22 protein-coding genes are annotated in these 22,909 nt (G+C 35.3%); 18 read left to right on the top strand and 4 right to left on the bottom strand.

All coding sequences use genetic code 11. The annotated features are described in order from the left end of the window. Positions 1–140 precede the first annotated feature (140 nt). Both clpP and dnaG read right to left on the bottom strand, forming a co-directional pair. Positions 141–827 (bottom strand): ATP-dependent Clp endopeptidase proteolytic subunit ClpP, encoded by a 687-nt coding sequence (clpP, locus tag KIK00_RS21730; protein WP_034726592.1) that lies wholly within the window; start codon positions 825–827, stop codon positions 141–143. A gap of 111 nt (positions 828–938) precedes the next feature. Next, positions 939–2,927: a DNA primase gene (dnaG, locus tag KIK00_RS21725; RefSeq protein ID WP_255814338.1), complete on the bottom strand. Its 1,989-nt coding sequence runs from the start codon at positions 2,925–2,927 to the stop codon at positions 939–941. Between the two features lie 78 nt (positions 2,928–3,005). Between dnaG and KIK00_RS21720 the strand changes: the two genes are divergently transcribed. The 10 genes from KIK00_RS21720 (at position 3,006) to KIK00_RS21675 (ending at position 11,208) form a co-directional block, all read left to right on the top strand. After that, positions 3,006–3,659 (top strand): transglycosylase domain-containing protein, encoded by a 654-nt coding sequence (locus tag KIK00_RS21720; protein ID WP_255814337.1) that lies wholly within the window; start codon positions 3,006–3,008, stop codon positions 3,657–3,659. Then, a complete protein-coding gene (gene tsaE, locus KIK00_RS21715; RefSeq protein ID WP_255814336.1) occupies positions 3,659–4,066 on the top strand; it encodes a tRNA (adenosine(37)-N6)-threonylcarbamoyltransferase complex ATPase subunit type 1 TsaE in 408 nt (135 codons plus the stop codon). The genes KIK00_RS21720 and tsaE overlap by 1 nt, the downstream gene beginning before the upstream one ends. Positions 4,067–4,133: 67 nt before the next feature. Next, positions 4,134–5,324, top strand: coding sequence for an alanine dehydrogenase (locus KIK00_RS21710; protein ID WP_047381225.1), 1,191 nt, complete (start codon positions 4,134–4,136; stop codon positions 5,322–5,324). After that, positions 5,324–5,695, top strand: coding sequence for a hypothetical protein (locus tag KIK00_RS21705; protein WP_255814335.1), 372 nt, complete (start codon positions 5,324–5,326; stop codon positions 5,693–5,695). Before KIK00_RS21710 ends, KIK00_RS21705 begins: the two co-directional genes overlap by 1 nt. Positions 5,696–5,710: 15 nt before the next feature. After that, positions 5,711–6,484, top strand: coding sequence for a histidine kinase (locus KIK00_RS21700; RefSeq protein WP_255814334.1), 774 nt, complete (start codon positions 5,711–5,713; stop codon positions 6,482–6,484). Beyond that, entirely contained in the window at positions 6,459–7,169 is a 711-nt protein-coding gene (locus KIK00_RS21695; RefSeq protein ID WP_255814333.1) for a LytTR family DNA-binding domain-containing protein, read from the top strand. Before KIK00_RS21700 ends, KIK00_RS21695 begins: the two co-directional genes overlap by 26 nt. A 110-nt stretch (positions 7,170–7,279) precedes the next feature. Continuing rightward, positions 7,280–7,669, top strand: a complete 390-nt coding sequence (locus tag KIK00_RS21690) for a hypothetical protein (protein ID WP_255814332.1) — start codon at positions 7,280–7,282, stop codon at positions 7,667–7,669. A gap of 96 nt (positions 7,670–7,765) precedes the next feature. Further along, positions 7,766–10,045, top strand: coding sequence for a cation:proton antiporter (locus KIK00_RS21685; protein ID WP_370647721.1), 2,280 nt, complete (start codon positions 7,766–7,768; stop codon positions 10,043–10,045). 104 nt (positions 10,046–10,149) lie between these two features. Then, positions 10,150–10,635 carry a hypothetical protein gene (locus KIK00_RS21680; RefSeq protein WP_255814331.1) on the top strand — a complete coding sequence of 162 codons (486 nt, stop codon included), beginning with the start codon at positions 10,150–10,152 and terminating at the stop codon, positions 10,633–10,635. A 48-nt stretch (positions 10,636–10,683) separates the two neighbouring features. After that, the gene (locus KIK00_RS21675; RefSeq protein ID WP_370647720.1) at positions 10,684–11,208 is read left to right on the top strand and encodes a hypothetical protein; all 525 of its coding nucleotides are present in this window, start codon (positions 10,684–10,686) and stop codon (positions 11,206–11,208) included. A 7-nt stretch (positions 11,209–11,215) separates the two neighbouring features. On the opposite strand, the gene KIK00_RS21670 is transcribed toward KIK00_RS21675, so the two are convergent. After that, positions 11,216–11,863, bottom strand: coding sequence for a hypothetical protein (locus KIK00_RS21670; RefSeq protein WP_255814330.1), 648 nt, complete (start codon positions 11,861–11,863; stop codon positions 11,216–11,218). 436 nt (positions 11,864–12,299) lie between these two features. Here KIK00_RS21670 and KIK00_RS21665 point away from each other — a divergent pair, with 436 nt between their 5' ends. From KIK00_RS21665 to KIK00_RS21630, 8 genes are all read left to right on the top strand, one after another. Next, positions 12,300–13,322, top strand: coding sequence for a LysM peptidoglycan-binding domain-containing protein (locus KIK00_RS21665; RefSeq protein WP_255814329.1), 1,023 nt, complete (start codon positions 12,300–12,302; stop codon positions 13,320–13,322). A 1-nt stretch (position 13,323) separates the two neighbouring features. Continuing rightward, positions 13,324–14,175, top strand: a complete 852-nt coding sequence (locus KIK00_RS21660; protein ID WP_255814328.1) for a PAAR-like protein — start codon at positions 13,324–13,326, stop codon at positions 14,173–14,175. A 3-nt stretch (positions 14,176–14,178) separates the two neighbouring features. Further along, positions 14,179–16,401: a hypothetical protein gene (locus KIK00_RS21655; protein WP_255814327.1), complete on the top strand. Its 2,223-nt coding sequence runs from the start codon at positions 14,179–14,181 to the stop codon at positions 16,399–16,401. Between the two features lie 455 nt (positions 16,402–16,856). Beyond that, positions 16,857–18,005: an SH3 domain-containing protein gene (locus KIK00_RS21650; RefSeq protein WP_255814326.1), complete on the top strand. Its 1,149-nt coding sequence runs from the start codon at positions 16,857–16,859 to the stop codon at positions 18,003–18,005. 396 nt (positions 18,006–18,401) lie between these two features. Further along, positions 18,402–19,121 carry an SH3 domain-containing protein gene (locus KIK00_RS21645; protein WP_255814325.1) on the top strand — a complete coding sequence of 240 codons (720 nt, stop codon included), beginning with the start codon at positions 18,402–18,404 and terminating at the stop codon, positions 19,119–19,121. Between the two features lie 13 nt (positions 19,122–19,134). Continuing rightward, complete coding sequence (locus KIK00_RS21640; protein ID WP_255814324.1) at positions 19,135–19,611, top strand: hypothetical protein; 477 nt, start codon at positions 19,135–19,137, stop codon at positions 19,609–19,611. A 50-nt stretch (positions 19,612–19,661) separates the two neighbouring features. Further along, on the top strand, positions 19,662–20,243 hold the full coding sequence (locus KIK00_RS21635; RefSeq protein ID WP_255814323.1) for a hypothetical protein: 582 nt from the start codon (positions 19,662–19,664) through the stop codon (positions 20,241–20,243). 247 nt (positions 20,244–20,490) lie between these two features. After that, complete coding sequence (locus KIK00_RS21630) at positions 20,491–21,333, top strand: prephenate dehydrogenase (RefSeq protein WP_255814322.1); 843 nt, start codon at positions 20,491–20,493, stop codon at positions 21,331–21,333. Positions 21,334–21,440: 107 nt separating this feature from the next. Here the strand turns inward: KIK00_RS21630 and KIK00_RS21625 are convergent, their stop codons facing one another. Further along, positions 21,441–22,859, bottom strand: a complete 1,419-nt coding sequence (locus KIK00_RS21625) for an L-serine ammonia-lyase (protein ID WP_255814321.1) — start codon at positions 22,857–22,859, stop codon at positions 21,441–21,443. Between the last annotated feature and the right edge of the window lie 50 nt (positions 22,860–22,909).

Below are 22,909 nucleotides of genomic sequence, written 5' to 3'. Positions count from 1 at the left end.
TTGTATTTTAACATTAGACTCTGAAAATAATTTGAGCACAAGCACAAAGATCCATGATTAAAAAAATGTGACTACTGCTGCCATAAGCCAACAAAAAAACCGCACCAGATTGGTGCGGTTTCTTATGATTTTACAATCAATTATTTTTTCTCTGTAGATCTTTGTAGAACCTCATCTACCATTCCGTAGCCTTTAGCTTCTTCAGAAGTCATCCAGTAATCTCTGTCAGAAGATTTTTCTACCCACTCGTAGGTTTGTCCTGAGTGGTGACCAATGATTTCATAAAGTTCCTGCTTCAGTTTCAGCATCTCTCTCAAGTTGATCTCCATATCAGAAGCAACTCCCTGAGCACCTCCTGAAGGCTGGTGAATCATTACTCTTGAGTGCTTAAGCGCAGAACGTTTTCCTTTTTCTCCTGCAACCAGTAATACAGCTCCCATTGAAGCAGCCATACCTGTACAGATTGTAGCTACATCCGGCTTAATGATCTGCATCGTGTCATAAATACCTAAACCTGCATAAACACTTCCACCAGGAGAGTTGATATAGATCTGAATATCTTTTGATGGGTCTGCACTTTCTAAGAATAAAAGCTGTGCCGTAACGATGTTTGCTACCTGATCATCAATCCCTGTTCCCAGGAAGATAATTCTGTCCATCATCAAACGGGAGAAAACGTCCATCTGAGCAACGTTTAATCTTCTTTCTTCCATGATGTACGGAGTAAGATTCGTTGGGCCATACATTCCCATATACTGATCGGTAACCAAACCGTTGTTTCCTAAATGTTTTACAGAGAAATCTCTGAAATCCTTTTTAATGTCCATATTTCTATTATGTATTATTTTTATATTATTCTCGAAGTTTAAATTACAATATTTATTCCTAAAATTTTATAGGACTTTTTGTCACAGAATATCAAAAAAACTGACTTAAAACTATCTTTTCCTATCTCCATAGATTCCTTTGATGGGCGAATATTCGATGATATTACTCAATCGCATTGAAGCCTGTTTCAATAAAGTGATTTTTTTGATAAGCTCATAGTACTTTACTTCGTCTGTATCCCTGTATAGATCTAGCTCTTTATCTGTTTCTGTGATTAAATAATCAATATATCTGTATTTATGCAATAAAACATCTCCCTGAATCTGATCCGCCACCTTATCCCCGTAATTGGGAGGATAAATATTTCTGGAAGCCCAGTTTTCAAGATCATCCAACGGAATCAAAGCATCCACAACCTTTGTGGTAATCTCTTCATCCATAAAAGATACAAAAAAGTTTCCACTTCTAAGCTCATCTTTCTGAATTCCTTCCCTCACCTGAGTGATAATGATTTCATTGCCTTTGACTAAAAATACATACTGCTCTTCTTCAAAATGATGAAGAATTTCCTCAATTACTGTAATCTGATATTCTTCACCTTGTTCATTTCTACGTTTCAGAATAATATCCCCAAATGCCAGCATGTGTTCTACAAGTTTATTCTCCATGAACAGCACATCATACAAAAATGGATCTTCCTTTTCCTGGTCCAAAGGAACAATCTCCATCTTCGGAGATGCTGCTTTTTCCTTCTGCTGTTGCTGAACATGATGTGTCTGGTTCTGTGTGATCTGCTTCTGAACATCCAGCTCATTGAAAAGACTCTGCTCAGAAAGTCCGAATTTATTGGAAACCTCTTTAAGGTAAACTTCCCTTTTCAATGCATTCTGTACAAAGGAAACAGATTTTACGATATCCCTTATCGCTTCTGCTTTTTTAATAGGATCATTACCAACATCCCTCAACAGAATTTCCGCTTTGAAGTCGATAAAATCCATCGCTTCATTTTCAATATACTTTTCTACGTATTCCTGCGGATGTTTTCTGGCGAATGAATCCGGGTCGTCTCCATCAGGGAAAAGAAGGACACGAATGTTCATTCCTTCTGTCAAAAGCATATCAATACTTCGGAAACTGGCTTTGATACCGGCATTATCACCGTCAAAAAGAATCGTTACATTTTCTGTAAGCCTCTTAATCAGTTTAATCTGCTCCGTTGTCAAAGACGTTCCGGAGCTGGCCACCACATTTTCAATGCCTGACATATGAAGGGAAATCACATCCATATATCCTTCCACCAAAAGACAGCCATTCTTTCTTGAAATAGCCTGTTTGCTTTGGTTTAATCCATAAAGAACATTGGATTTATGGTAAATTTCTGTTTCCGGCGAATTGAGATATTTTGCAGTCTTAACATTATTTTTAAGAATCCTTGCACCAAAACCCAGAACCCTTCCTGAAAAACTGTGAATAGGGAAAATCACACGTTCCCTGAAACGGTCTACTCCTGCAGGAGTGTTTTCCGGGAAAATAGAAAGCCCGGACTTCTCAAGAATTTCTTTGTTGTATCCCTTTTCCAGCGCATAAGCAGTAAAGGCATTCTTCTTCTCGGGAGAATACCCCAACTGAAATTTTCTGATAATATCGTCCTTAAGCTCTCTTTCTTTAAAATAAGCCAATCCAATACTTCTTCCCTCTTCTCCATCCCAAAGAATTTCCTGGAAATAAGCATTGGCAACCTCATGAATTTTATATAAAAGATCTTTTTCGGTCTGTGCATGTTTTGCTTCTTCAGAAATTTCACGCAAGTCCTCTTCAATTTCAATTCCATACTTTTTTGCCGCATGGCGAAGGGCTTCAGGATAGGTAAAATTCTCAATTTCCATCAGGAAAGAGATTGCAGTTCCTCCTTTTCCGGTTGAGAAATCTTTCCAGATCTGTTTGCTTGGTGAAACAACAAAACTTGGAGATTTTTCTTCATGAAAAGGGCTGAGTCCTTTAAAGTTAGACCCTGCTCTTTTCAACTGCACGTACTCACCCACAATCTCTTCAACCCGGATTGTGGAGAATATTTTATCAATGGTCTGTTTGGAAATCATGATGTAAAAATAGGTAATTTTATAGAAATGTTAGATACTAGAAAGCAGAGGTTAAATTTTTGATTATGCTAAAATTTTATGTATAAATCACTTCCATTGATTATTTTTGAACAAAGATTTATCTTTATGAAGTATCTAAAAAAGATGTTATTACTTATAACTTGCAGTCTCTTTTTATTTGTCTTATATGTAGAATTGAGTGGCAGATATATTTTAAGTACATCTGATAAAAGGGTTATTACATGGTACATTAGAAGCAGTAATGGATTACCAGAAAATTTCAACACCTTTTATAATACAATTTATCCCAACTCTTTATTCCAAAATTCTTGGTCTTTTTTAGGAAATGCTATCATAAATCCAAATTCTCAAAAAAAAGAATGTCCTTGTAATCAGATGGCCTCTAACATTTTTCCTGGATTAGAGTATCAAAATAAATCTTCTTTCGATCAATTTTTTATAGCCAGATATATTGAACATTCTTACAGCCAGAAAGATTGCCTGAATTTTAATTTCCGTAATTTTGACTTTTTAGAAAATAGAAAAGGGATTGAAAATGTTTCCAAATCATTATTTAATAAAGATGTGAAAGACTTGCAACCAATAGAAATTGCTGAAATATTAGCTTTATACGAAAATCCAGTTAAAAACAATCGTTACAGAAATTCTGAAAGAGCAAAAAATAGGGCTGAACATTTTTACAATTTATATTCTAAAAATTTAAAGAAATAATGAATTACACTATACATAAAATTGAAGACTGGCAGGAAGTTGTTGACAGCATCATTCCGGAATTAAAACATAACATTCTTTTATTAAAGGGAAATCTGGGAGCCGGAAAAACTACTTTTACCCAATTTCTGCTTAAAAATATGGGCAGCAAGGATGAAGTCAATTCTCCCACCTACTCTATTGTCAATGAATACAATACAGAAAAGGGAAAAGTATATCATTTTGATCTTTACCGCTTAAAAAACATTGAAGAAGTCTATGATATCGGAATTGAAGAGTATCTGGACAACTCTTTTTTATGCATTATCGAGTGGCCGGAAGTCTATGAAGAGGAGCTTTACGGTCTCAACTATCACACAATGAGTATTGTGAACACGGGTGAAAACAGAGAAGTTTCATTCGATTAAATATTATGTATCTTTGCTCATTAATTGAGTGTAAATAACAATCTGTAAGACATAATTTAATTTAAGGATGAGTACAAATATTTTTACTCCTTTCACAGAAGAAGAATTAATGCCGAAAGAGGAAAAATTGGAGGTTATTAAAAAGGGGAAACAGTTTAGTATTGGAATTCCTAAAGAGACCTGTCTCAATGAAAGGAGAACCTGCATCACTCCTGACGCCGTACAGGTGTTGGTAGAGCACGGCCATGAGATCATTATAGAATCCGGGTCCGGAGAAGGTTCGTTTTTTACAGATTTACAATATTCCGAATCAGGAGCGAAGATCACTAATGATCCTAAAGAAGCTTTCGGGCAGGATCTCATTCTGAAAGTCAACCCTCCTACTGAAGACGAAATTGAGTACATGAAACCTAATACTTATTTGGTTTCGGCACTTCAGATCAACCTCAGAGACAAGGAATATTTCTTAAAGCTTGCAGAGAAAAAAATAAATGCCATTGCTTTTGAATTTATCGTTGATGAATACAAACAGCTGGCATTGGTAAGATTAATCGGAGAAATTGCAGGAACTGTTTCCATTTTATATGCTTCGGAATTACTAGCCTTATCAAACGGCTTAATGCTGGGAGGGATCACAGGAGTAAGACCTGCAGAAGTAGTGATTCTTGGAGCCGGAATTGTAGGTGAATTTGCCACGAAAGCAGCCATTGGCTTAGGAGCCAGTGTAAAAGTTTTCGACAACTCTTTATCAAAGCTGAGAAGACTTCATACGATTGTTGACAGCCGTGTACCGACTTCCATTATTGATCCTAAAGAGCTCAGCAAAAGCTTAAGACGTGCTGATGTAGTGATAGGAGCTCTTCCAAGATTGAATATGACTCCTATCGTCACTGAAGATATGGTGATGAAAATGAAAAAAGGAAGTGTCATTATTGATATTACCATAGACAACGGTAAAGTTATTGAAACCTCAGAGCTTACTACCATGGAAGATCCTTATGTCATCAAACACGGTGTCATCCACTGCGGACTTCCGAACCTTACTTCAAGAATGCCGAGAACCACTACGAAGGCAATCTCGAATTTCTTCCTTTCCTATATTTTAAATTATGACGAGGAGGGCGGCTTTGAAAACATGCTGATCCGCAAAAACGAAATGAAGCAGAGCTTATATATGTACAAAGGAAGACATACCAAGAAGATCATCTGCGACCGTTTCGGACTTACGTACCACGATATCAATCTTTTAATTTTCTAATGAAAAAACTGAAATTTTATGCAATAGGCTTCATTCCGGGGCTTTTGCTTGTATTTTTTATTTTAAACAAAAAAGGGGCAAGCTGCAGCGGCTATTTACCCAACAGCCGTGTCATTGCCGAAAGTCTTTCCAAAGAATTCAAATATTCTGAAGAGGCCAAAAGTGCAATGGCAGCCTACAAGATTGATGAGAAATTTATAAAAGACAGTATCATTACCAAAGGAAAAGTAGATTTTGACCGCAGCCATGCACAGAAGAAACCTTGTCCAAGCTATCTTTTAACCTATCCTGAAAAAAATCCGTCTTACGAAATCACTTATGAAAAATGTGAAGAAACAGTGATGGTAAACGGTCTTAAAAAACTTAAATAGTTTTAATACCACATTATGGGCGGCAATTATTACATGATTCATGATTATCTGATATTCATCGGAGTTTTTGCCATTTTCCTGTTTCTCACCACCAGTATTTACCTTTTCAGCCAGAATCAGAAGCTAAAGCAAAGAAATACCAAATTATCGGAAACCAACAAACTTATTGAACAGCGTCTGAATGAAGTTCGTCTGGAACATATCGGGACAAAGCTGAATCCGCATTTGTTTAAAAATATTCTCAATTCGGTACAGTCTCATGCCTATCAGACCTATATGTCACTGGATAAGCTGGCAAATGTTCTGGACTATATTTTATACGAAAGCAACAATAAGTATGTAAGCCCAAAAGAGGAGCTCAATTTTGCTTTAAGTCTTATTGAAATTAATAAAATTAAAATTAATCCTCTTTTTGACTTCAGAATCAAATCAAGGATTAATAAATCTGATGCTTTGTATGAGGAAAAGGTATTTGCTCCGCTAATTTCTGTGGATCTTATTGAAAATGCCTTCAAACATACAGATTTCCTGGCCCAAGACTCCTTTATTTCCATTTATATGGAGCTTGAGGGCGGAATTTTTACGATGAAAGTAAGCAATAAAGCTTCGCTAAAGAATATTCTGGAAAAGGAAAAAAGCGGTTTTGGAAGCCAGTCTTTTGATCAAAGGCTTAAAATGATTTACAGTACGTATTACCAACTGGAAAGAAGCTCAAAAAACGGAGTCTTTACGGCGGAATTAAAAATCAATTTAGGAGAATTCTATGATAAAATGCGTTATTCTGGATGATGAATTACTGGCCATCAGTTATTTAAAACTTCTATGCGAACAGATCGACAATGTAGAAGTTGTAAAAGCATTCAATGATCCCAAAATCTTCCTGAGTGAAATAGATAACATCGACTGCAATCTGTGTATTCTGGATATTGAAATGCCCGGAATGACAGGTCTTCAGGTTGCTGAGATTATTTCAGGCTCAAAAAAAATAATCTTTACCACTGCTTATAAAGAATATGCAGCCGAAGCTTTCGATCTGAATGTGGTAGATTATGTAAGAAAACCTATTAAAAAAGAAAGACTGATACAGGCCTTCAAAAAAGCCAAAGAATTAGTGGAAAATTCTCCTAAAAAGGACTTCATCGAATGGAATACCAATATCGGGAAAACCATCATATTCACAGAACAGATTTCTTATATTAAAACCTCTGAAATTGACAGCAGAGATAAAGATATTATCCTCAGCGACGGAACCACCATCGTATTAAAAAACCTGAATTTTAAAAACCTCCTGGAAATGCTTCCAGCCAAAGATTTTGCTCAGGTCAACAAAAAAGAGATCATTGCGCTTTCTTCCATTAAAGTATTTTCTACCAACGAAATTATTACAACAATTGCTACTGAAGACCACACTTTTCTGAAACTTCAGATTGGAGATGCCTATAAAAATTCTTTGATGGAACTATTCGGAAAATAGGCCTTTTTCAAATCTTCAGGGTTTCGTTACAGAATATCCAACCTTTATTACAGCTTCCCTTTTCCAAGGTAAAATCCATTTATTTTTGCATAGAATTAATTGATTTTATAATGAAAAATTGCTTTTATGCTGCAGGAATCCTCATATCCGGGTTGTGCTTCTCCCAGGAACCCCCTTCAAAAGTTAAGGTATCATTTTTTGACGGAATAGCAGTGGCCGGATATGTAGATCATGGTGCTTTTATTAACTTTACAGGACCAAACATAAGTCTTACCCATAAAAAAGTTAAATTCGTATTGGGAATGCTTCCTTCACTGAGAATAAAAGAAGACCGGTCATCAGGAACGAAAAACAGTCCTATTATGCCTACATTGGGCGCTGGTCTTACCATGGTTTATAAAAAGATTGCCTTTCAGATTCCCGCTTACTACAATACCAAAACAGCCGATCAGAATGGCAGCTGGAAAATAGGGATCGGACTTGGCTATTCTTTTAAATAGATTTTATTACATTTTTTAGAACATTCATTACATTTTAAAAAAAAGAGTATTTAACATAACTATATTCTTATCAACTTTGCATAAAATATTGGAATTATGAATTTGGGGAAATACAAAAATTTAATTTTCTACATTACTACCATCGCAGTTTTTTCGTGTCTGATGTATTATTTCATTATCGAAGGACAGACATTGGAAGTAAAAGAAAATATTGTTGCTAAAACCAGCGGCGGCTCTACCTGGGAAAATTTCCTGGAATCATTTAAAACCAATCTTCACCATCCGCTTGCATTATTATTGGCGCAAATCGTCACTATCATTATGACTGCAAGGCTTTTCGGATGGATTTGTATGAAAATAAAACAGCCCACTGTAATCGGAGAAATGATTGCTGGTATTGTGCTGGGACCGTCACTTGTGGGAATGTATTTCCCTGAGTTTTCGGCATTTCTTTTCCCCAAAGAATCATTAGGCAATCTTCAGTTTCTGAGTCAGATAGGTCTTATCCTTTTCATGTACATTGTTGGAATGGAGCTGGATCTGAGTGTATTAAGAAAAAAAGCTCATGATGCCGTAGTAATCAGCCATGCAAGTATTATTATTCCTTTTGCTTTAGGAATTGGACTTTCTTATTTTGTTTACCAGGAATTTGCACCGGAAGGTATCCAGTTTACTTCTTTTGCTTTATTCATCGCCATTTCTATGAGCATTACAGCGTTTCCGGTATTGGCAAGGATTGTACAGGAGAGAAATCTTCAGAAAACCAAACTGGGAACAATTGTTATTACCTGTGCAGCTGCAGACGATATTACTGCATGGTGTATTCTTGCTGCTGTAATTGCCATTGTAAAGGCAGGCTCTTTCGCAAGCTCCATCTATGTAATTATTATGGCCATTGCTTATGTGTTTTTAATGATAAAAATTGTCAGACCATTCCTGAAAAGAATCGGAGACCTTCAGGCAGGTAAAAATACAATCAGCAAACCAATGGTTGCTATTTTCTTTTTGACTCTGATTTTATCTGCATATGCTACTGAAGTAATTGGTATTCACGCATTATTTGGTGCTTTTATGGCGGGAGCTATTATGCCGGAGAATACAAAATTCCGTACTCTTTTTATTGATAAGGTAGAGGATGTGGCTTTGGTGCTTCTGCTTCCGTTGTTCTTTGTATTTACAGGACTTCGTACCCAAATAGGACTTCTGAATGACAGCCATCTATGGATGACGGCAGGATTTATTATTCTGACCGCTGTTCTCGGAAAGTTTGCAGGAAGTGCACTCACAGCCAGATTTGTAGGCATTAACTGGAAAGAAAGCTTAACGATCGGAGCTCTGATGAATACAAGAGGTCTTATGGAACTTATTGTGCTGAACATTGGATATGACCTTGGGGTTTTGAGTCCTGAAATTTTTGCAATGCTCGTGATTATGGCTCTTTTCACCACTTTTATGACAGGACCTGCCTTAGACTTTATTAATTTTATTTTTAAATCTAAAAAAAATCAGGACGAGCTAATTCATGAAAATGATTCCAAGTACCGTGTTCTCCTCTCTTTTGATAAACCGGAATCAGGAAGTACTCTCTTAAAACTGGCTCACAATTTCACTCATAAAATGAACGGCAATAAAAGCATCACTGCTATGAATATTGCTCCGGTAGATGAGATGCATGCCTACGATATCAACGAGTATGAAGATTCACAATTTCAGAATGTGATTGAAACCTCTCACGATCTTAATCTGGAGGTTACCACCCTCTTCAAAGCATCTACAGATATTGAAAGTGATCTTACCAGCATTACCAATAAAGGACATTATGACCTTCTGCTGATCATGCTTGGAAAATCCATGTATGAAGGAAGTTTATTAGGACGATTATTGGGTTTTACAACTAAAATCATCAACCCTGAAAAGCTTCTGAATACGGTAAAAGGCAAAGGAAATATATTCAACAATTCTCCTTTTGACGATTTCACGCTTCAGATTCTGGACAAAACCAATATTCCTGTGGGAATTTTGGTAGAAAAAGACTTTAAAGTGGCGGATAAAGTATTTGTTCCGATCTTTAATCTGAGTGATTTTTATCTTCTTGAATATGCTAAAAGGCTTATCAATAACAACAATTCTCAGGTTATCATTCTGGATGCTGCAGGACAGATCCGAAACAATATTGAAGTGAAAGAATTGATCAGAAGTATAGAACAGGTAGCTCCAAACCATATTACGCTTTACAATGAGAAAAAGATTGAGAAAGAATTTCTGAATTCTCAGGATCTGATGCTGATCAGCAGTAAAAGCTGGAAAAACCTGATTGATACAAAAAGTCTTTGGCTTTCTGATATCCCATCTACATTAATAATTTCAAACCCATAGCCCAAATAACACACCGATATTTCTATTTCTACTAGAAGCTGTAAATATTATTCGTTGTCTGTAAAGAAAAAACGGGTATATTTATAGCTTCAATTTTTTGGGACATGCTGATTAACAGTGAAAATGGAGTTATAGAGCTGAAAACCTTCAATACACAGCTTTATCAGGGAATGAGTCTTGATCAGCTTAAGCAGACTGATTTTTATAAAGAAAAATATCATAATTGCTGGGATGTAAAAACCGGGTACTTTTGGTATTACTTTCAGCGTATAGAAATAAAAGGGTATCAGGTATCTTTCAGTTTGTGCTTTTCCGGAAATCAGCTGGACATCATCCATATGAGCACCTGGGAAAATGGTGACGCAAAAGACTGGAATGAATGGACAGAGGAAAAAGAAATGAAAGTTTTTCACAGAAACAACACCTTTCTCACCCAGATCCTGGAAATCCCTCCAACCCAAAAAAAGAAAAAACCTTACCCAAGCTGCACCTTCAAGTTTCCCTGGGGAAATGTATGGTCGGTCTATGATCCGCGAAGTGCCAGCAGCCTGATGGGAATCAGTTTTAATGAAGAGGATAAAAACAAATAAAAATAACTTATAACCAAAGAATAAGATCATAGTATGTGCCGATACTCCATGATGGTTTACAAAGGACATTATGCCTGTTTCAACTGCCAGAAAACTTTCAAACGACGCCACCTAAAAGATGTGGACCGGGATACTAAAACCTCGGTAGAAGCCAAGTGCCCCGAATGCGGAAACCTTATGGCCAATATGGGACTCGATTTTAAATCCCCTCCCAAAAATGACGACAAACAATGGGCTCACATCCGCGATTTGTATACGGTAGGAATCACTTTTCATTCATGTGGATGCTCTGGTCCCGGATATATCCCGCAGGACCGAAAGGCTATTATTACCTATCTGGAAAAAATCCGCTCAGAATATATGCATTCTCTGGTCTTCTGGAGATACCGGATAGAACCTGAGAATAAAAAGGAACGCGAACTGGATTATCAAAAAAACAGCGGCCATCTGTGGGCTGTCAATCGTAATGCTTTTAAGGAAACTGTGACCAACCAGGAAGGAATCAACTATTGGCTCAAAAGGATCAATGAAGTTGAAGAAAGACTTAATATTATCAAGGCAGATAAACCATAGCACTCCTTTAATCCATAAGTTTCAGAAGCCTTTTAAAATCTTCTTTGATCTTTTTCTCCTGCTCATTGGCATAATCCATACTGATACCAGATCCATGTCCGGCATTATTGCTGATCAGGATTATATTTCCGTTTTCAAAATAATTTCGGGTCATTGTAATTTTTGATTTTCTCAAGTCAAATGCTTCCGTATCATTATTTTCTTTCATTGCTTTAGCATCATAGAAAAGCGGTCGGTTATACCTGTACTCTTTCTCGAAAACAAACGATAGCTGTCCGTTCAGAAGATAATATTCTATCAGCTCCTGTCCCATTTCTCCATAATATCTGGCAATAACTTTTTCCAACCCTTTATCTGTATAATAAAATGCTGCCTCTCCTCCTTCTGCCGATTCTCCTTCAATATTTTTCTTTTGAACAGAAGTCCATTTTGTCGTGGAATTGATCCTTTTAAAATTGGTCTGAATAGGTTTCAGCCGGTTTTTTAAGCTCTTACTGTTTGTTGTATCCTGTTCGTTGAATGTTTCGTTGATTCTTACAATATCCTTTGCCTTCGTGGTGAAAAAAACAGATGACTGAGTATTGGACTTCTGAGCATATGCGGAACCCAAACTGATTAATACAATGATAACTCCGTGTAAGAATCTATTCTTCATGTTTGTTGTTTTTTATAGCTTTAAAATTAGTAATAACTTTTGGTTGTATTGTATATAATGAAACTACAAAAGTTTTTTTGTTGGCTTGTTTTAAGTTGCTACTAACTGTTTTAAAAGTATACCAGTTTTGAAATATAGCAGCTTAGATTCCTACGGAATGACATAATTGGAATGATAGTCTTACCCATACAGTTTATCATTCCATAGGAATCGCATTAAAGTATTGGAAAGTCACAATTCTGACAAAAACCTCAACTGAAGACGTAATATTCCCTTCCTCTGAAGGGGTTGCGAAAATTCAAAGAATTTTTGACGGGGAGGTTTTCATACTGCCTTTATCCTTATGTCGTAATTCTACTACAATTTTTAAAATTTAACCCCAAAAATTAATTTCAAATATAGTTTTTTAATAGCTTTATGCGATAATTCACATTGGATGGAAATTGATTTCTTACAATATCAGGTACGAAATGGAGACACGCTGACCTCTATCGCTTCCCGGCTGGGTATGACTGGTGAGGAATTAAAGCTGTTTCACAATTCCCATTGCCAAAGGATGGATAAAGTTTGGCTTGACAACCTTAATGACGTTAAAAATATTTTGGTTCCTACCAATTTTAAAACGGAGACACAAAGAGAACAGGAGAGAAAAAACAAACTTCCTGCTGAACTTTCAGATTCTTTTTTTGCTAAAACATATGCCGTTAATGAAACTTTTGAAACTCCGTTCGAGTCTCCGGTTACTATCGATTATATTATTGAACTTAATCTTCGCAAAGAAAGAAACACAGCCCAGCACATTCTGAGCTACAGCCAGAATAATTTTAAATCCAATGGAAATACGCCTGATGATAAGGTAAGTATTTTATCCATTACCTGTATGAAAAGTATTATGCCTCTTGAATTTATGATTGATGAACTGGGTAAAATCATCGGATTTGCAGATCATAAGAAAATTACGGACACTTTTTCCAAACAACGTAAAGAACTTGAGGATTTTTACATAGGTGAAGTTTCTCAAAATTATATGGATACATTTGAAAGAAGTATCCAGGATGAATCGTTTTTTTTACAGCAGCTTAAGAGTACACTCCTGTTTCAGACTCTGCTTCCCAAAATAGATTGGTTCCAAAGGAAAAAGAATTGGACAGAACCCTTTTATTTTTTACAGAATTCATTTCCTGTACAATGTGAACTCAATATTGAACAGTCAAATGATGATGATAACTCTGTTTTGACTATTTTAAACGGTAAAATCACAGAATTATGTACTTCACAGGAGATTACGCGCGGTATTAAGCTTAAAGAATCTGCGCCTGAACCTGCACAGGGAAACATTGTATTAGAATACACCACTCACACCAAAAATAAGAATCTTCTTCAGGCCAAAGCTTCGGTTTTACTCAGCCATGAAGAAGCGTTTATTCACCAACATCACATCACCATAACACAAGGATAATATGAAAAATTATGTTACACAAAAAGGCGATACATTCAGTTCGCTGGCCCGGCAGTTCAAACTGAAAAATGAAGGCGTTTTAAAAACCTATCATAATCTCCACTGCCCGCCGGAAGATATCATGCAGGAACCTGTTCCTGGGAAAACTATTCTTATTCCGCAAGATCCACAGCTTATGGCTGATGAAACAGAACCCCAAATTATTACTGCATCCTCTCACAAGGAATCTACAGAAGATGGCGTTTCTGATGAAGAAAATTCTACGGAAGAATCTCCACAAAATGAAGATCAGTCATCCGGAAAAGCTGAACAGCAAGCTAATAAAGAAGAAAAGAAAGATAAAAAAGAAGACAGCGGTTCCAGTCCTCATGAAGGAAAATATTTCGTTGTGCAGAAAGGAACCGTACAATGTAATCAGGGATTTAAATTTCCAAAATTTAAAGTAACCAGCCATCAGAAACATTACTGGAATGATGAGGAAGGACAGGCTGATTATCTGGCTGTAACAGAGGATGACCTTCAGCTTGATCCTGCGGCACAACCATTCGGACAGTGTAAACTTAAACCCACTTCCGGAGGATACCTTCCCTGTGCCTATGCTCCTGCTGGAAAATGGCAGAAGACTTACGAAAAAGTAAAAGTCATGGAAAAAAGCTGCCTTACAGAAATTTCAGAGCTGATGTGCAGTACAGGAGGAAAAATAACCATCCTGAAGCATGGACAGCAAAGTGCAGTGGGTAAAAGCCAGGTGGCAAAGGCAAATACGCAGGAACAGCAGGTTTACAATCCTGTTGTGGATTTTGATGAATTCAAGGAAGATACAAAAGGAACAGACGAACTTTATTACAGCTAAGCCATGACAGGAAATATTATTGGGAATCAGAATCCTCTGGTAGGAACAACATACACCTACGAAATAAAACCTTCCATCCTCTCATTTGGACTGAAAGGTGAATATGAATGGTATCTTTACAAGAAACAAAAAAACGGAATCTGGAAAGACATCACCGGAAAGCCTAAAACCGGTGAAAAGGTTACTTATAGATTTGGAGAAATTGGTTTGGGAATAGAATTCCAAATGAAGGTCTATGAGACTAAAAAAGGTATTTTCCCAGGTCTTCCTGCTACTAAAGAACTGGTTGGCAGCTGTATACTAATTCCTACCAGTGATAAAGTTTCAAAAATAGATAAAGTGGTACTCTTCAACAGAGGAGGAACGAACGTCAATAAGGCCAGTTATCGTGATACTCTGATTGCTCAGGCTCACTGCATTGCGATGTTTAATAAAGAGATAGAATTCCATCTTTGGGAAGATGATGCACCTGGAAAGGGCCATGATGCTGTCATCAACAAAAACAACCGCCATACTCGCAGTTACAAAGCATTGGTGAATGCAAAAGGTATTGCAGAAGTACAGATACCTCTGATGTCTGATGAAAAAATCCTTCGTCAGGTTGCCAACCAGTTTATGATGAAAGGTGACAAAGGTGAAGGAACCAATCACGAATATTATGTAACAGCCACTTACTCCGGGAAAATTCAGGGAGCCAGCCAGGTGAATGTAGATGTAGCCAATCCTGATTATAAAGGACAACCTCAAAACCAACCCAAACCTAAGCCTCAACCCGGCACACAGACCCCAAAATTTTCTCCAAAACAAGGAGCTGGTCCCAAACAACCAGATCCTAAGGGTAATATTATAGAAGCTCTTTTCATTGATGATACAGGAAATGAACTGTCCAAAGTCGCTGTAGGAGATAAAGTAAGAATAAGAATCCACTCCAAAAATATGGTAGGAAAACACATCCAGTATGTAGTTTGGGAATATGATTCCACTTCCAATGATGAAGTTTACAGAAGCGGAAACATTAAAATTCCTGCCGATGTATGTGATACTTCAGGATTTGTCATTACAAAAGATATTTTTGGAAAAGGAATAGACTCTCCTATCGGCGATCCGGATTCCGATAAACAAAATTATTTTATAGAAATTATCTCTAAAGATCTTTCCGCAGAATCTCAAAAATTTGGGGTAAATTCGGAAGGCCTGATGCAGGTGGAGAAGGTGAAGAGTGCGGCGGGGGTGCAGAATACAAAAGATCCCAAACCAGAAAACGGAAAATGTCCAAATTGTGAGAAGGATATAACCTTAGAACAAATTAAATCAATATGTGTAAGTAAAAAAAATAAAAATGGTAGCGAAACATGTCTTATAAAAGATGACTCACTTATTAAAGCTGCATTACCATTTCTAAATAGTTATAGAAAAAAAGCTGACATAAATACTTGTATTACCAAAGCACATTTTATCGCTCAACTATGCCAGGAATCTAAATTTTATGATTTACAAGAAGCTTTCAGGTACAGAGACCCTGAAAGAATGAGAAAATTATTTTTTTCTTATTTTAAGCAGTTTGGTAGTTTAGAAAAGCAACGTGCAGAAGCTAAAAGACTTTCAGATTTATCTTTAGATTCTAAAAATTGGAAAACTGTAGCAAATGCGATTTATGGAAAAACACATCCAAATGGTAAAAATAATACTGATAAAGATGATGGTTGGCGATATAGCGGAAAAGGATTCAAACAAATTACCTGGAGAGATAATTATTTAAATATACAGAAAACTGCAAAAAATATATTTGAAAAAAATGTTACCTGGGTAGATAATGATAATCCATATAAATTAGTGAATTCCTCTGAGGATTCCATGCTATCTGCACTAGCATTTTGGAAACGGGGTAACATCAGTGGTAAAGCCACAGAAATAAGTGATGAGGCCGTAACAAATGTCACCTCACTTGTTAATCCTGCTTTAGTGGGTTTGGATGAACGAAAAAGATTCTTTAAAAAAGCTGTAGAAATTCTTCAAGTAGATAAATGCAAACCTAAAGGAAAAGTAAATAATGGTAAGGAAGATGGAACTGTTGTTGTTGTTTCTGGTACAGATACAAAAATAGAAAATGATGCTTTTAAACCTACAGAGTTCTCATGGAAAATGTATAAAACAAGCGTCTATAAAAATATGAGTTTAAGCACATATTATAATTTAGAAAAAAACAATAAATTACCCGGAGGCTGACTATGTAACTTATTTAAGTAGAGATACACATCAGACTTCTACTAGTAAAGGAAAAATTTTAAAACATTCGGATAAGAGGTTTGGTACCTATAATGAAATTCCACCAGGCGAATACTACCTTGTACCAGGTGTCTCCGGTCAAAAATATAAAATATATGTAATTGATTCTGAAAGCAAATCTGCTGCTGCTGAAAATGGTATTGACGGACCTGATGGTACACGAGGAGGAGTCGCTCTACACCATTATACTCCACGTTTTTCTGTTGGATGTTTTACGTTTAATTCAGGAAAGGATACAAGTCCTGTTCAGAAATTAATTGACAACTTACCAGACTTGCCTTTAAATGATAAGAAACCTGTCCGTTTTATTGTTAAGGAAAGAAAGGTGAAAGAATCTACATGGACCAACTCCAGCTTTGGAACTAAAAAATGGACAGGAATTTAAAAAAAAGAAAATGAAAAATATTACACCTTACTTCTTAGCAGGCTTGTCTCTTTTCATATCATGTAATGGGCAAGAAAATAAATCACAAAAAATTAAAGAAACAAAAAAAGATATGAACTCTTTAAAAATAGCACCTTATAACATTACAGATGAAGGAGACGGCACAAAATCAAACTATGATGACCTGTCTCCTGAATTTATCAATAAAGCGAAAAAAGTATTAGAGCAAAGAAAATTTCAATTTCCTGATGAAAATACCTTTAATCAAAAAATTTTGGATGTATTTTCTTTAAATTTAAAAGATTATAAAAATTCCATAATTGCTTTACGTCCGGCAATGTTTCCAGAGGTAGCTATTAAAGAAAATAAATTTATTTTCATTCAGGATGCTAGTGCTGCCGAACCAGAGTTTATAAATCCTGACTTGTTATATCATTTTAATTCTTACGTATTTTATAATACTCCCGTATCATATGTTTGGCTGCAAGCAAACAATTCAAATCTTTTATATGATTTAGTTGTTTACTATGGATACAATAAGGATAAAAAACTTGTAGAATCAGTGTTTAAAAAATTTGATTTTAATAGCCTTTCCGATATGGAGCAGTTAATTTTTATAGATTCTGGTGGCTATAAAAAGTTGAAAAAACAAATATTTGATGACATAGAAACCATTATTTATAAAGGTAAAGTTGAAGACTTTTCTTATGCCAAAGAAGGTAATGGTTATTTAAGAATAGGTGATATTATAAGTAAAATATCATCATCTCCAAAAGAATATTTTGAACCTGAAAAAGCAATATCTTATTTATTTGAGAGAGAATTAAGAGTTGGAATACAAGGTGATATTGAAAGCTATTTAAATAAAAATCCTATATATATATCAAATCTGGAAAAAAATAAATTTTATGATTTACCTACTTTAAAAGACTATGTGAAATATATTTACCAAAAAGAAAGCAATACCAATTTTATCATTCAGGATAGTGACGGTTTTACCAATCTAAGAAAGGAGAAAAACTCTTCTTCCCAAATCCTGCAAAAAATCAACACAGGTGAACAAGTAGAAGTTTTAGACCAAAACGGAGATTGGTGGTTGGTAGTATCTAAAGAAGGTAAAAAAGGATATATTCATAAAAGCAGAATAAAATCAGAATAAATAACTTAACCAAATGGTGAAATTTTTTTTAGTCCTATTATCATTTATATTATTTTCATGTTCAGTTAAGAAGGAAAAAAAATAATAGAAAAAGAAACTGAAATAATTGAAAATTATTTCACCCATCATAAATTCAAAAATACCAAGGAAAATTTTGATAAAATAAACCTGGATCTACTTGGCATTAAACCTGATAAACTTCAAGACGGATATAATGATATTTTAATATTCAATGAAGCTACCAATTTTCAGATATCAAAGGAAGGAAAATATATTAAAATAGGTAATGATATTCTACCTGATTTAGATAATGTCAAAGTAAGTATAAATAGTAATCAAAAACATCCTTATTTTGAGGAATTATTAACCCTAAACAAAATTATTTACCAGAATGACTTGACCTCAATCTTAAATGTAGCATCTAAAAATCCAGATCTTGCAATCGATTTAGTAGTTATGTTTAACTATGAAAAAAATGAAGCCCTTTTTAATTCTGCAGTTAAAAATATCCAAAGCTGGGATGATATCGAACAAAGTTCTAGACTATCGTTTGTATTCTATAATAACACTACAAATTCATTTAAAATTAGAGAAAAACTATTAGAAAGTTTAAAATCCAAAGATTCTTTTCTGTATGCACTAACATCTTATTTAACTGATAATAAAGACAATATCATAAAAACAAATGGCATTACACCTGCTTCATTAGAAAAGGCTATTGCCTATCTTTTACAACTTGGCTTTACCGGTAAGGAAAATACTGATATTCAATCCGATAAATCATACTTATTATTAAATAATGTCTATGTTTCTCATCCGGAACTAAAGGACTCTTTTCAAAAAAACAAATATTATGGTTATCCATCTCTTGAAAAATACTCCAAAGAGTATGGACTTTTACAAGAAGATAATCAAGAAAAAAAATATTCAATAATAATAGATCCTGATGGTTTCACTAACCTAAGAAAAGAAAAAAATACATCATCTCAAATTCTTCAAAAAATTAAAACAGGAGAACAAGTTGAAGTTTTAGATCAAAACGGAGATTGGTGGTTGGTAGTATCTAAAGAAGGTAAAAAAGGATATATCCATAAGACCAGAATAAAATCGGAATAAGTAATTTAAACAAATGATGAAAAACTTTTTAATTTTACTATCACTCATATTTCTATCATATTCATGTGAACAGAAGAGAGAAGAAAAAAAAGATAACTATAATAGTCAAAGTGATGAATCTGATTTAGAGAAAAATACAGGAAGTATTTCGTCATCAAAACAACAGATTTCAATTCCTTCAGGAGAATATTTTGCAACCAACGAGAAGTTAGATGATTATGGAATTTCATTGAAAATTGATAAAGATTCTATCATTTATACAGAATCCGGAAACATGGGGAAAATGTATAATCAATATGTACTTCAAGAAGATAAAACTGTTGATGGAAGAATATTTTTAAAATATTCACAGGTAATTAACGGATATACAGGTGATGCAGATAAACCATTTTATTTCGGTACTCTTCGATATGATAAAGGTAAGTTATTATTTGAGAGCGAATACACAGAAAAAAGATATGGATTGAAAAACGTAATATTAAAAAAATAAATAATCCTTACTGTTTCGAAATGTTTGAAAATTAAGATAAACGCATAATGATGAAATCCTTTTTAACTTTATTAATTCTAATATTTTTCTTTTATGGCTGTAAAGGTCAAAAAGAGGAAAATGTCTCTGCAATAAATATTGATAAATACTCTTCCATAAACTTTCTGGATAATAAATATCAGGTAAATGGTTTTTTCATTCCAGATATCTCCAATCCATACCCAACTTACACTTATTCGGATAAAAAGAGGGGTATTTTCAGTGTTGACTTTATTGGAAAAAATGATGAAACTCAATATTTTTGGAGTATAAATAATTCAAAAGGATATTTTTTAAAATCTACTAACCCTGAAAATGATTCCCAAAATTCAAAAGCAATAAAAAATCTTATTAAAGAAAACGATTATTATGTAGTTGCTTCATATCTATCTAATAAGTTCATTACTTATATAGGAGGAGAAGATGGTGAATTTGAACCAAAACCAAATGCTAAAACAATATTCTATTTATATGAAGACAGAAAATGGAAACAAATAGGAGAAATAGAGACATTAAAAATACCAGAAGATATATTATCATTCGAAACCAATCTTATCAAGAAATATCAAACTAATACCAATAAAAAAGATTAATCTGCTATAGACTGAATAGAAAAGCCAAAACAAAAAAATCCACTTCCCATTAACACCATCTATACACAATTTAGAAAAGAAATTTCGTTTCATTTAAAAAATATTTATACCTTTGCTCTGTGATTTTTAACAACGGAACATATTATTATAGAATTTTTACCTCAGCTCTGGGATAGGGATTCTTATGAATATAATTTAAAACCTCGTCCTAGGGACGAGGTTTTTTTATTTTAAAAAATTTAAAAAGATGAAAATAAGTATTATTGGAGTGGGATTAATCGGAGGTTCGATGGCTTTGAAATTAAGAGAAAAAAACATCGCCAGCTTCATCTACGGAATCGATAACAATATACAGCATATTAGTGACGCATTGGATCTTAAAATAATTGATGCCGGAGCAGACCTTGAAGAGGGAATTAAAAACTCGGATCTGATTATTCTTGCGATCCCTGTGGATGCTGCGAGAAAACTGTTGCCTTCTGTTCTGGACCTTGTGTCTGATCAGCAGACTGTAATGGATGCAGGCTCTACAAAAGCAGGAATCGTCAATGCAGTAAAAGACCATCCGAAGCGTTCAAGATTTGTCGCTTTCCACCCGATGTGGGGAACAGAAAACAATGGTCCGAAATCTGCCATTGCAGAAAGTTTCTCCGGAAAAGCAGGTGTAATCTGCAACAAAGAAGAATCCGCAGAAGATGCGTTGAACATTGTTGAACAAGTGGTTAATGCCCTTGATATGCACATGATTTACATGGATGCAGGAGATCACGACGTTCATACCGCTTATATTTCACATATTTCACATATCACGTCTTATGCCCTTGCTAACACAGTACTGGAAAAAGAACGCGAGGAAGAGACTATTTTTCAGCTTGCGAGTTCCGGTTTTTCAAGCACGGTACGTCTTGCCAAGTCGCATCCTGAAATGTGGGTTCCTATTTTTAAACAAAACAAAGAAAATGTACTGGATGTTCTGAACGAACATATCTCTCAGCTCAGAAAATTCAAATCTGCCCTTGAAAAAGAGAATTATGAATACCTTGAAGAGCTGATCACCAATGCCAACAGAATCAGAGGAATTTTAAGATAAATTATTCTATACGATACTAAAAGCCCAACGGTTTTTACTTTTATTTTATTAAGAAACCCTTAGTCGTAATGTCTAAGGGTTTTATTTTTAAAACAGTGTTATTTCTATTAACATTCCGGAACGTTTACGGCAATGGCCAGTCCGCCTTCCGAAGTTTCTTTAAAACGGTCACTCATGGACTGAGCGGTTTCCCACATCGTCTGAATTACCTCGTCTAACGTTACTTTTGCCTTGGTAGGATCACTTTCCAGTGCAATATTGGCTGCAGTAATCGCTTTCATAGCGCCCATTGTATTTCTTTCAATACATGGAATCTGCACCAGTCCTTTGATTGGGTCACATGTTAATCCAAGGTGATGTTCCATTGCAATTTCTGCTGCCATCAATACCTGTCCTACACTTCCACCCAGAATCTCTGTAAGTCCGGCAGCTGCCATTGCGGAAGATACTCCGATTTCAGCCTGACATCCTCCCATCGCTGCAGAAATAGTCGCGTTTTTCTTGAATAATGTCCCGATTTCTCCTGCTACAAGCAAGAATCTTACAATATCATCTTCACTGGTGAATGATGTAAATGCCTGAGCGTACATCAATACTGCCGGAATTACTCCGCTCGCTCCATTGGTAGGTGCCGTAATGATTCTTCCGAAACTTGCATTCTCTTCATTCACTGCCAGTGCAAAACAGGCAATCCATTTATTGATATTGGTAAAGTTTTCTTCAGCGTCTACAACCTGTTGGAACCATTCATCTTTATTTTTATAAATTTTATCACCTAGCAGTTTTCTGTTGATTCCCGCAGCTCTTCGGGAAACATTCAGTCCGCCTGGAAGAATTCCTTCCTTATTGACGCCTTTATAAATACATTCTTTGATCTGCTGCCAGATGTAAAGCGCTTCCTGTCTTGTTTCTTCCTGAGTTCTCCAGCTTTCTTCATTCATGAAAATTAAATCTGAAATTTTATCAAATCCCAGTTTCTCACAATATTTTGCAATATCCGAAGCCTTATGACAAGGATACAATGTACGTACACACTGCTTTTGAATTGAGTTTTTTTCCTGGCTGGCAATAAAACCGCCTCCTACAGAATAAAAATCCTGCACAAGCTCTGTTCCGTCTTCGAAAACAGCTCTGAAGATCATTCCGTTCGGGTGAAAATCAAGGCTCTTTTTCATATTTAAAATCAAGTGATGACCATAGACAAATGGAATAATTTTCTCCCCTCCCAGGTTAATGGTTTGAGTACTTTTGATATATTCTATTTTCTCATCAATTTTTGAAGTATTGATCGTCTTAAAATCTTCTCCATTTAAACCAAGCATCCCTGCAATATCAGTTCCGTGCCCGATTCCCGTTTTTGCGAGCGAGCCAAAAAATTCAAGAAAAACCTCTTTAACTTCTTCGATTGATCTTTCTCTTTTTATAATTCTGATGAATGCAGCAGCTGCATTCCAAGGTCCCATCGTATGCGAACTGGACGGGCCTATCCCTACTTTAATAATCTCAAAAACCGATATTGATTCCATAAATGATTCGTCATTTTCCTCAAAAACAAAGATACATGATAAATCCTAAT

Origin of the sequence: Chryseobacterium sp. MA9 (genome assembly GCF_024399315.1) — a bacterium.
Classification (GTDB): Bacteria; Bacteroidota; Bacteroidia; order Flavobacteriales; family Weeksellaceae; genus Chryseobacterium.
This window is presented reverse-complemented; position numbering and strand designations above follow the sequence as displayed.

Excerpts from the sequence above, each read along its gene's own strand:
- clpP (WP_034726592.1), bottom strand. The coding sequence starts at position 827 with ATGGACATTAAAAAGGATTTCAGAGATTTCTCTGTAAAACATTTAGGA.
- dnaG (WP_255814338.1), bottom strand. The coding sequence starts at position 2,927 with ATGATTTCCAAACAGACCATTGATAAAATATTCTCCACAATCCGGGTT.
- KIK00_RS21720 (WP_255814337.1), top strand. The coding sequence starts at position 3,006 with ATGTATAAATCACTTCCATTGATTATTTTTGAACAAAGATTTATCTTT.
- tsaE (WP_255814336.1), top strand. The coding sequence starts at position 3,659 with ATGAATTACACTATACATAAAATTGAAGACTGGCAGGAAGTTGTTGAC.
- KIK00_RS21710 (WP_047381225.1), top strand. The coding sequence starts at position 4,134 with ATGAGTACAAATATTTTTACTCCTTTCACAGAAGAAGAATTAATGCCG.
- KIK00_RS21705 (WP_255814335.1), top strand. The coding sequence starts at position 5,324 with ATGAAAAAACTGAAATTTTATGCAATAGGCTTCATTCCGGGGCTTTTG.
- KIK00_RS21700 (WP_255814334.1), top strand. The coding sequence starts at position 5,711 with ATGGGCGGCAATTATTACATGATTCATGATTATCTGATATTCATCGGA.
- KIK00_RS21695 (WP_255814333.1), top strand. The coding sequence starts at position 6,459 with ATGATAAAATGCGTTATTCTGGATGATGAATTACTGGCCATCAGTTAT.
- KIK00_RS21690 (WP_255814332.1), top strand. The coding sequence starts at position 7,280 with ATGAAAAATTGCTTTTATGCTGCAGGAATCCTCATATCCGGGTTGTGC.
- KIK00_RS21685 (WP_370647721.1), top strand. The coding sequence starts at position 7,766 with ATGAATTTGGGGAAATACAAAAATTTAATTTTCTACATTACTACCATC.
- KIK00_RS21680 (WP_255814331.1), top strand. The coding sequence starts at position 10,150 with ATGCTGATTAACAGTGAAAATGGAGTTATAGAGCTGAAAACCTTCAAT.
- KIK00_RS21675 (WP_370647720.1), top strand. The coding sequence starts at position 10,684 with ATGATGGTTTACAAAGGACATTATGCCTGTTTCAACTGCCAGAAAACT.
- KIK00_RS21670 (WP_255814330.1), bottom strand. The coding sequence starts at position 11,863 with ATGAAGAATAGATTCTTACACGGAGTTATCATTGTATTAATCAGTTTG.
- KIK00_RS21665 (WP_255814329.1), top strand. The coding sequence starts at position 12,300 with ATGGAAATTGATTTCTTACAATATCAGGTACGAAATGGAGACACGCTG.
- KIK00_RS21660 (WP_255814328.1), top strand. The coding sequence starts at position 13,324 with ATGAAAAATTATGTTACACAAAAAGGCGATACATTCAGTTCGCTGGCC.
- KIK00_RS21655 (WP_255814327.1), top strand. The coding sequence starts at position 14,179 with ATGACAGGAAATATTATTGGGAATCAGAATCCTCTGGTAGGAACAACA.
- KIK00_RS21650 (WP_255814326.1), top strand. The coding sequence starts at position 16,857 with ATGAAAAATATTACACCTTACTTCTTAGCAGGCTTGTCTCTTTTCATA.
- KIK00_RS21640 (WP_255814324.1), top strand. The coding sequence starts at position 19,135 with ATGATGAAAAACTTTTTAATTTTACTATCACTCATATTTCTATCATAT.
- KIK00_RS21635 (WP_255814323.1), top strand. The coding sequence starts at position 19,662 with ATGAAATCCTTTTTAACTTTATTAATTCTAATATTTTTCTTTTATGGC.
- KIK00_RS21630 (WP_255814322.1), top strand. The coding sequence starts at position 20,491 with ATGAAAATAAGTATTATTGGAGTGGGATTAATCGGAGGTTCGATGGCT.
- KIK00_RS21625 (WP_255814321.1), bottom strand. The coding sequence starts at position 22,859 with ATGGAATCAATATCGGTTTTTGAGATTATTAAAGTAGGGATAGGCCCG.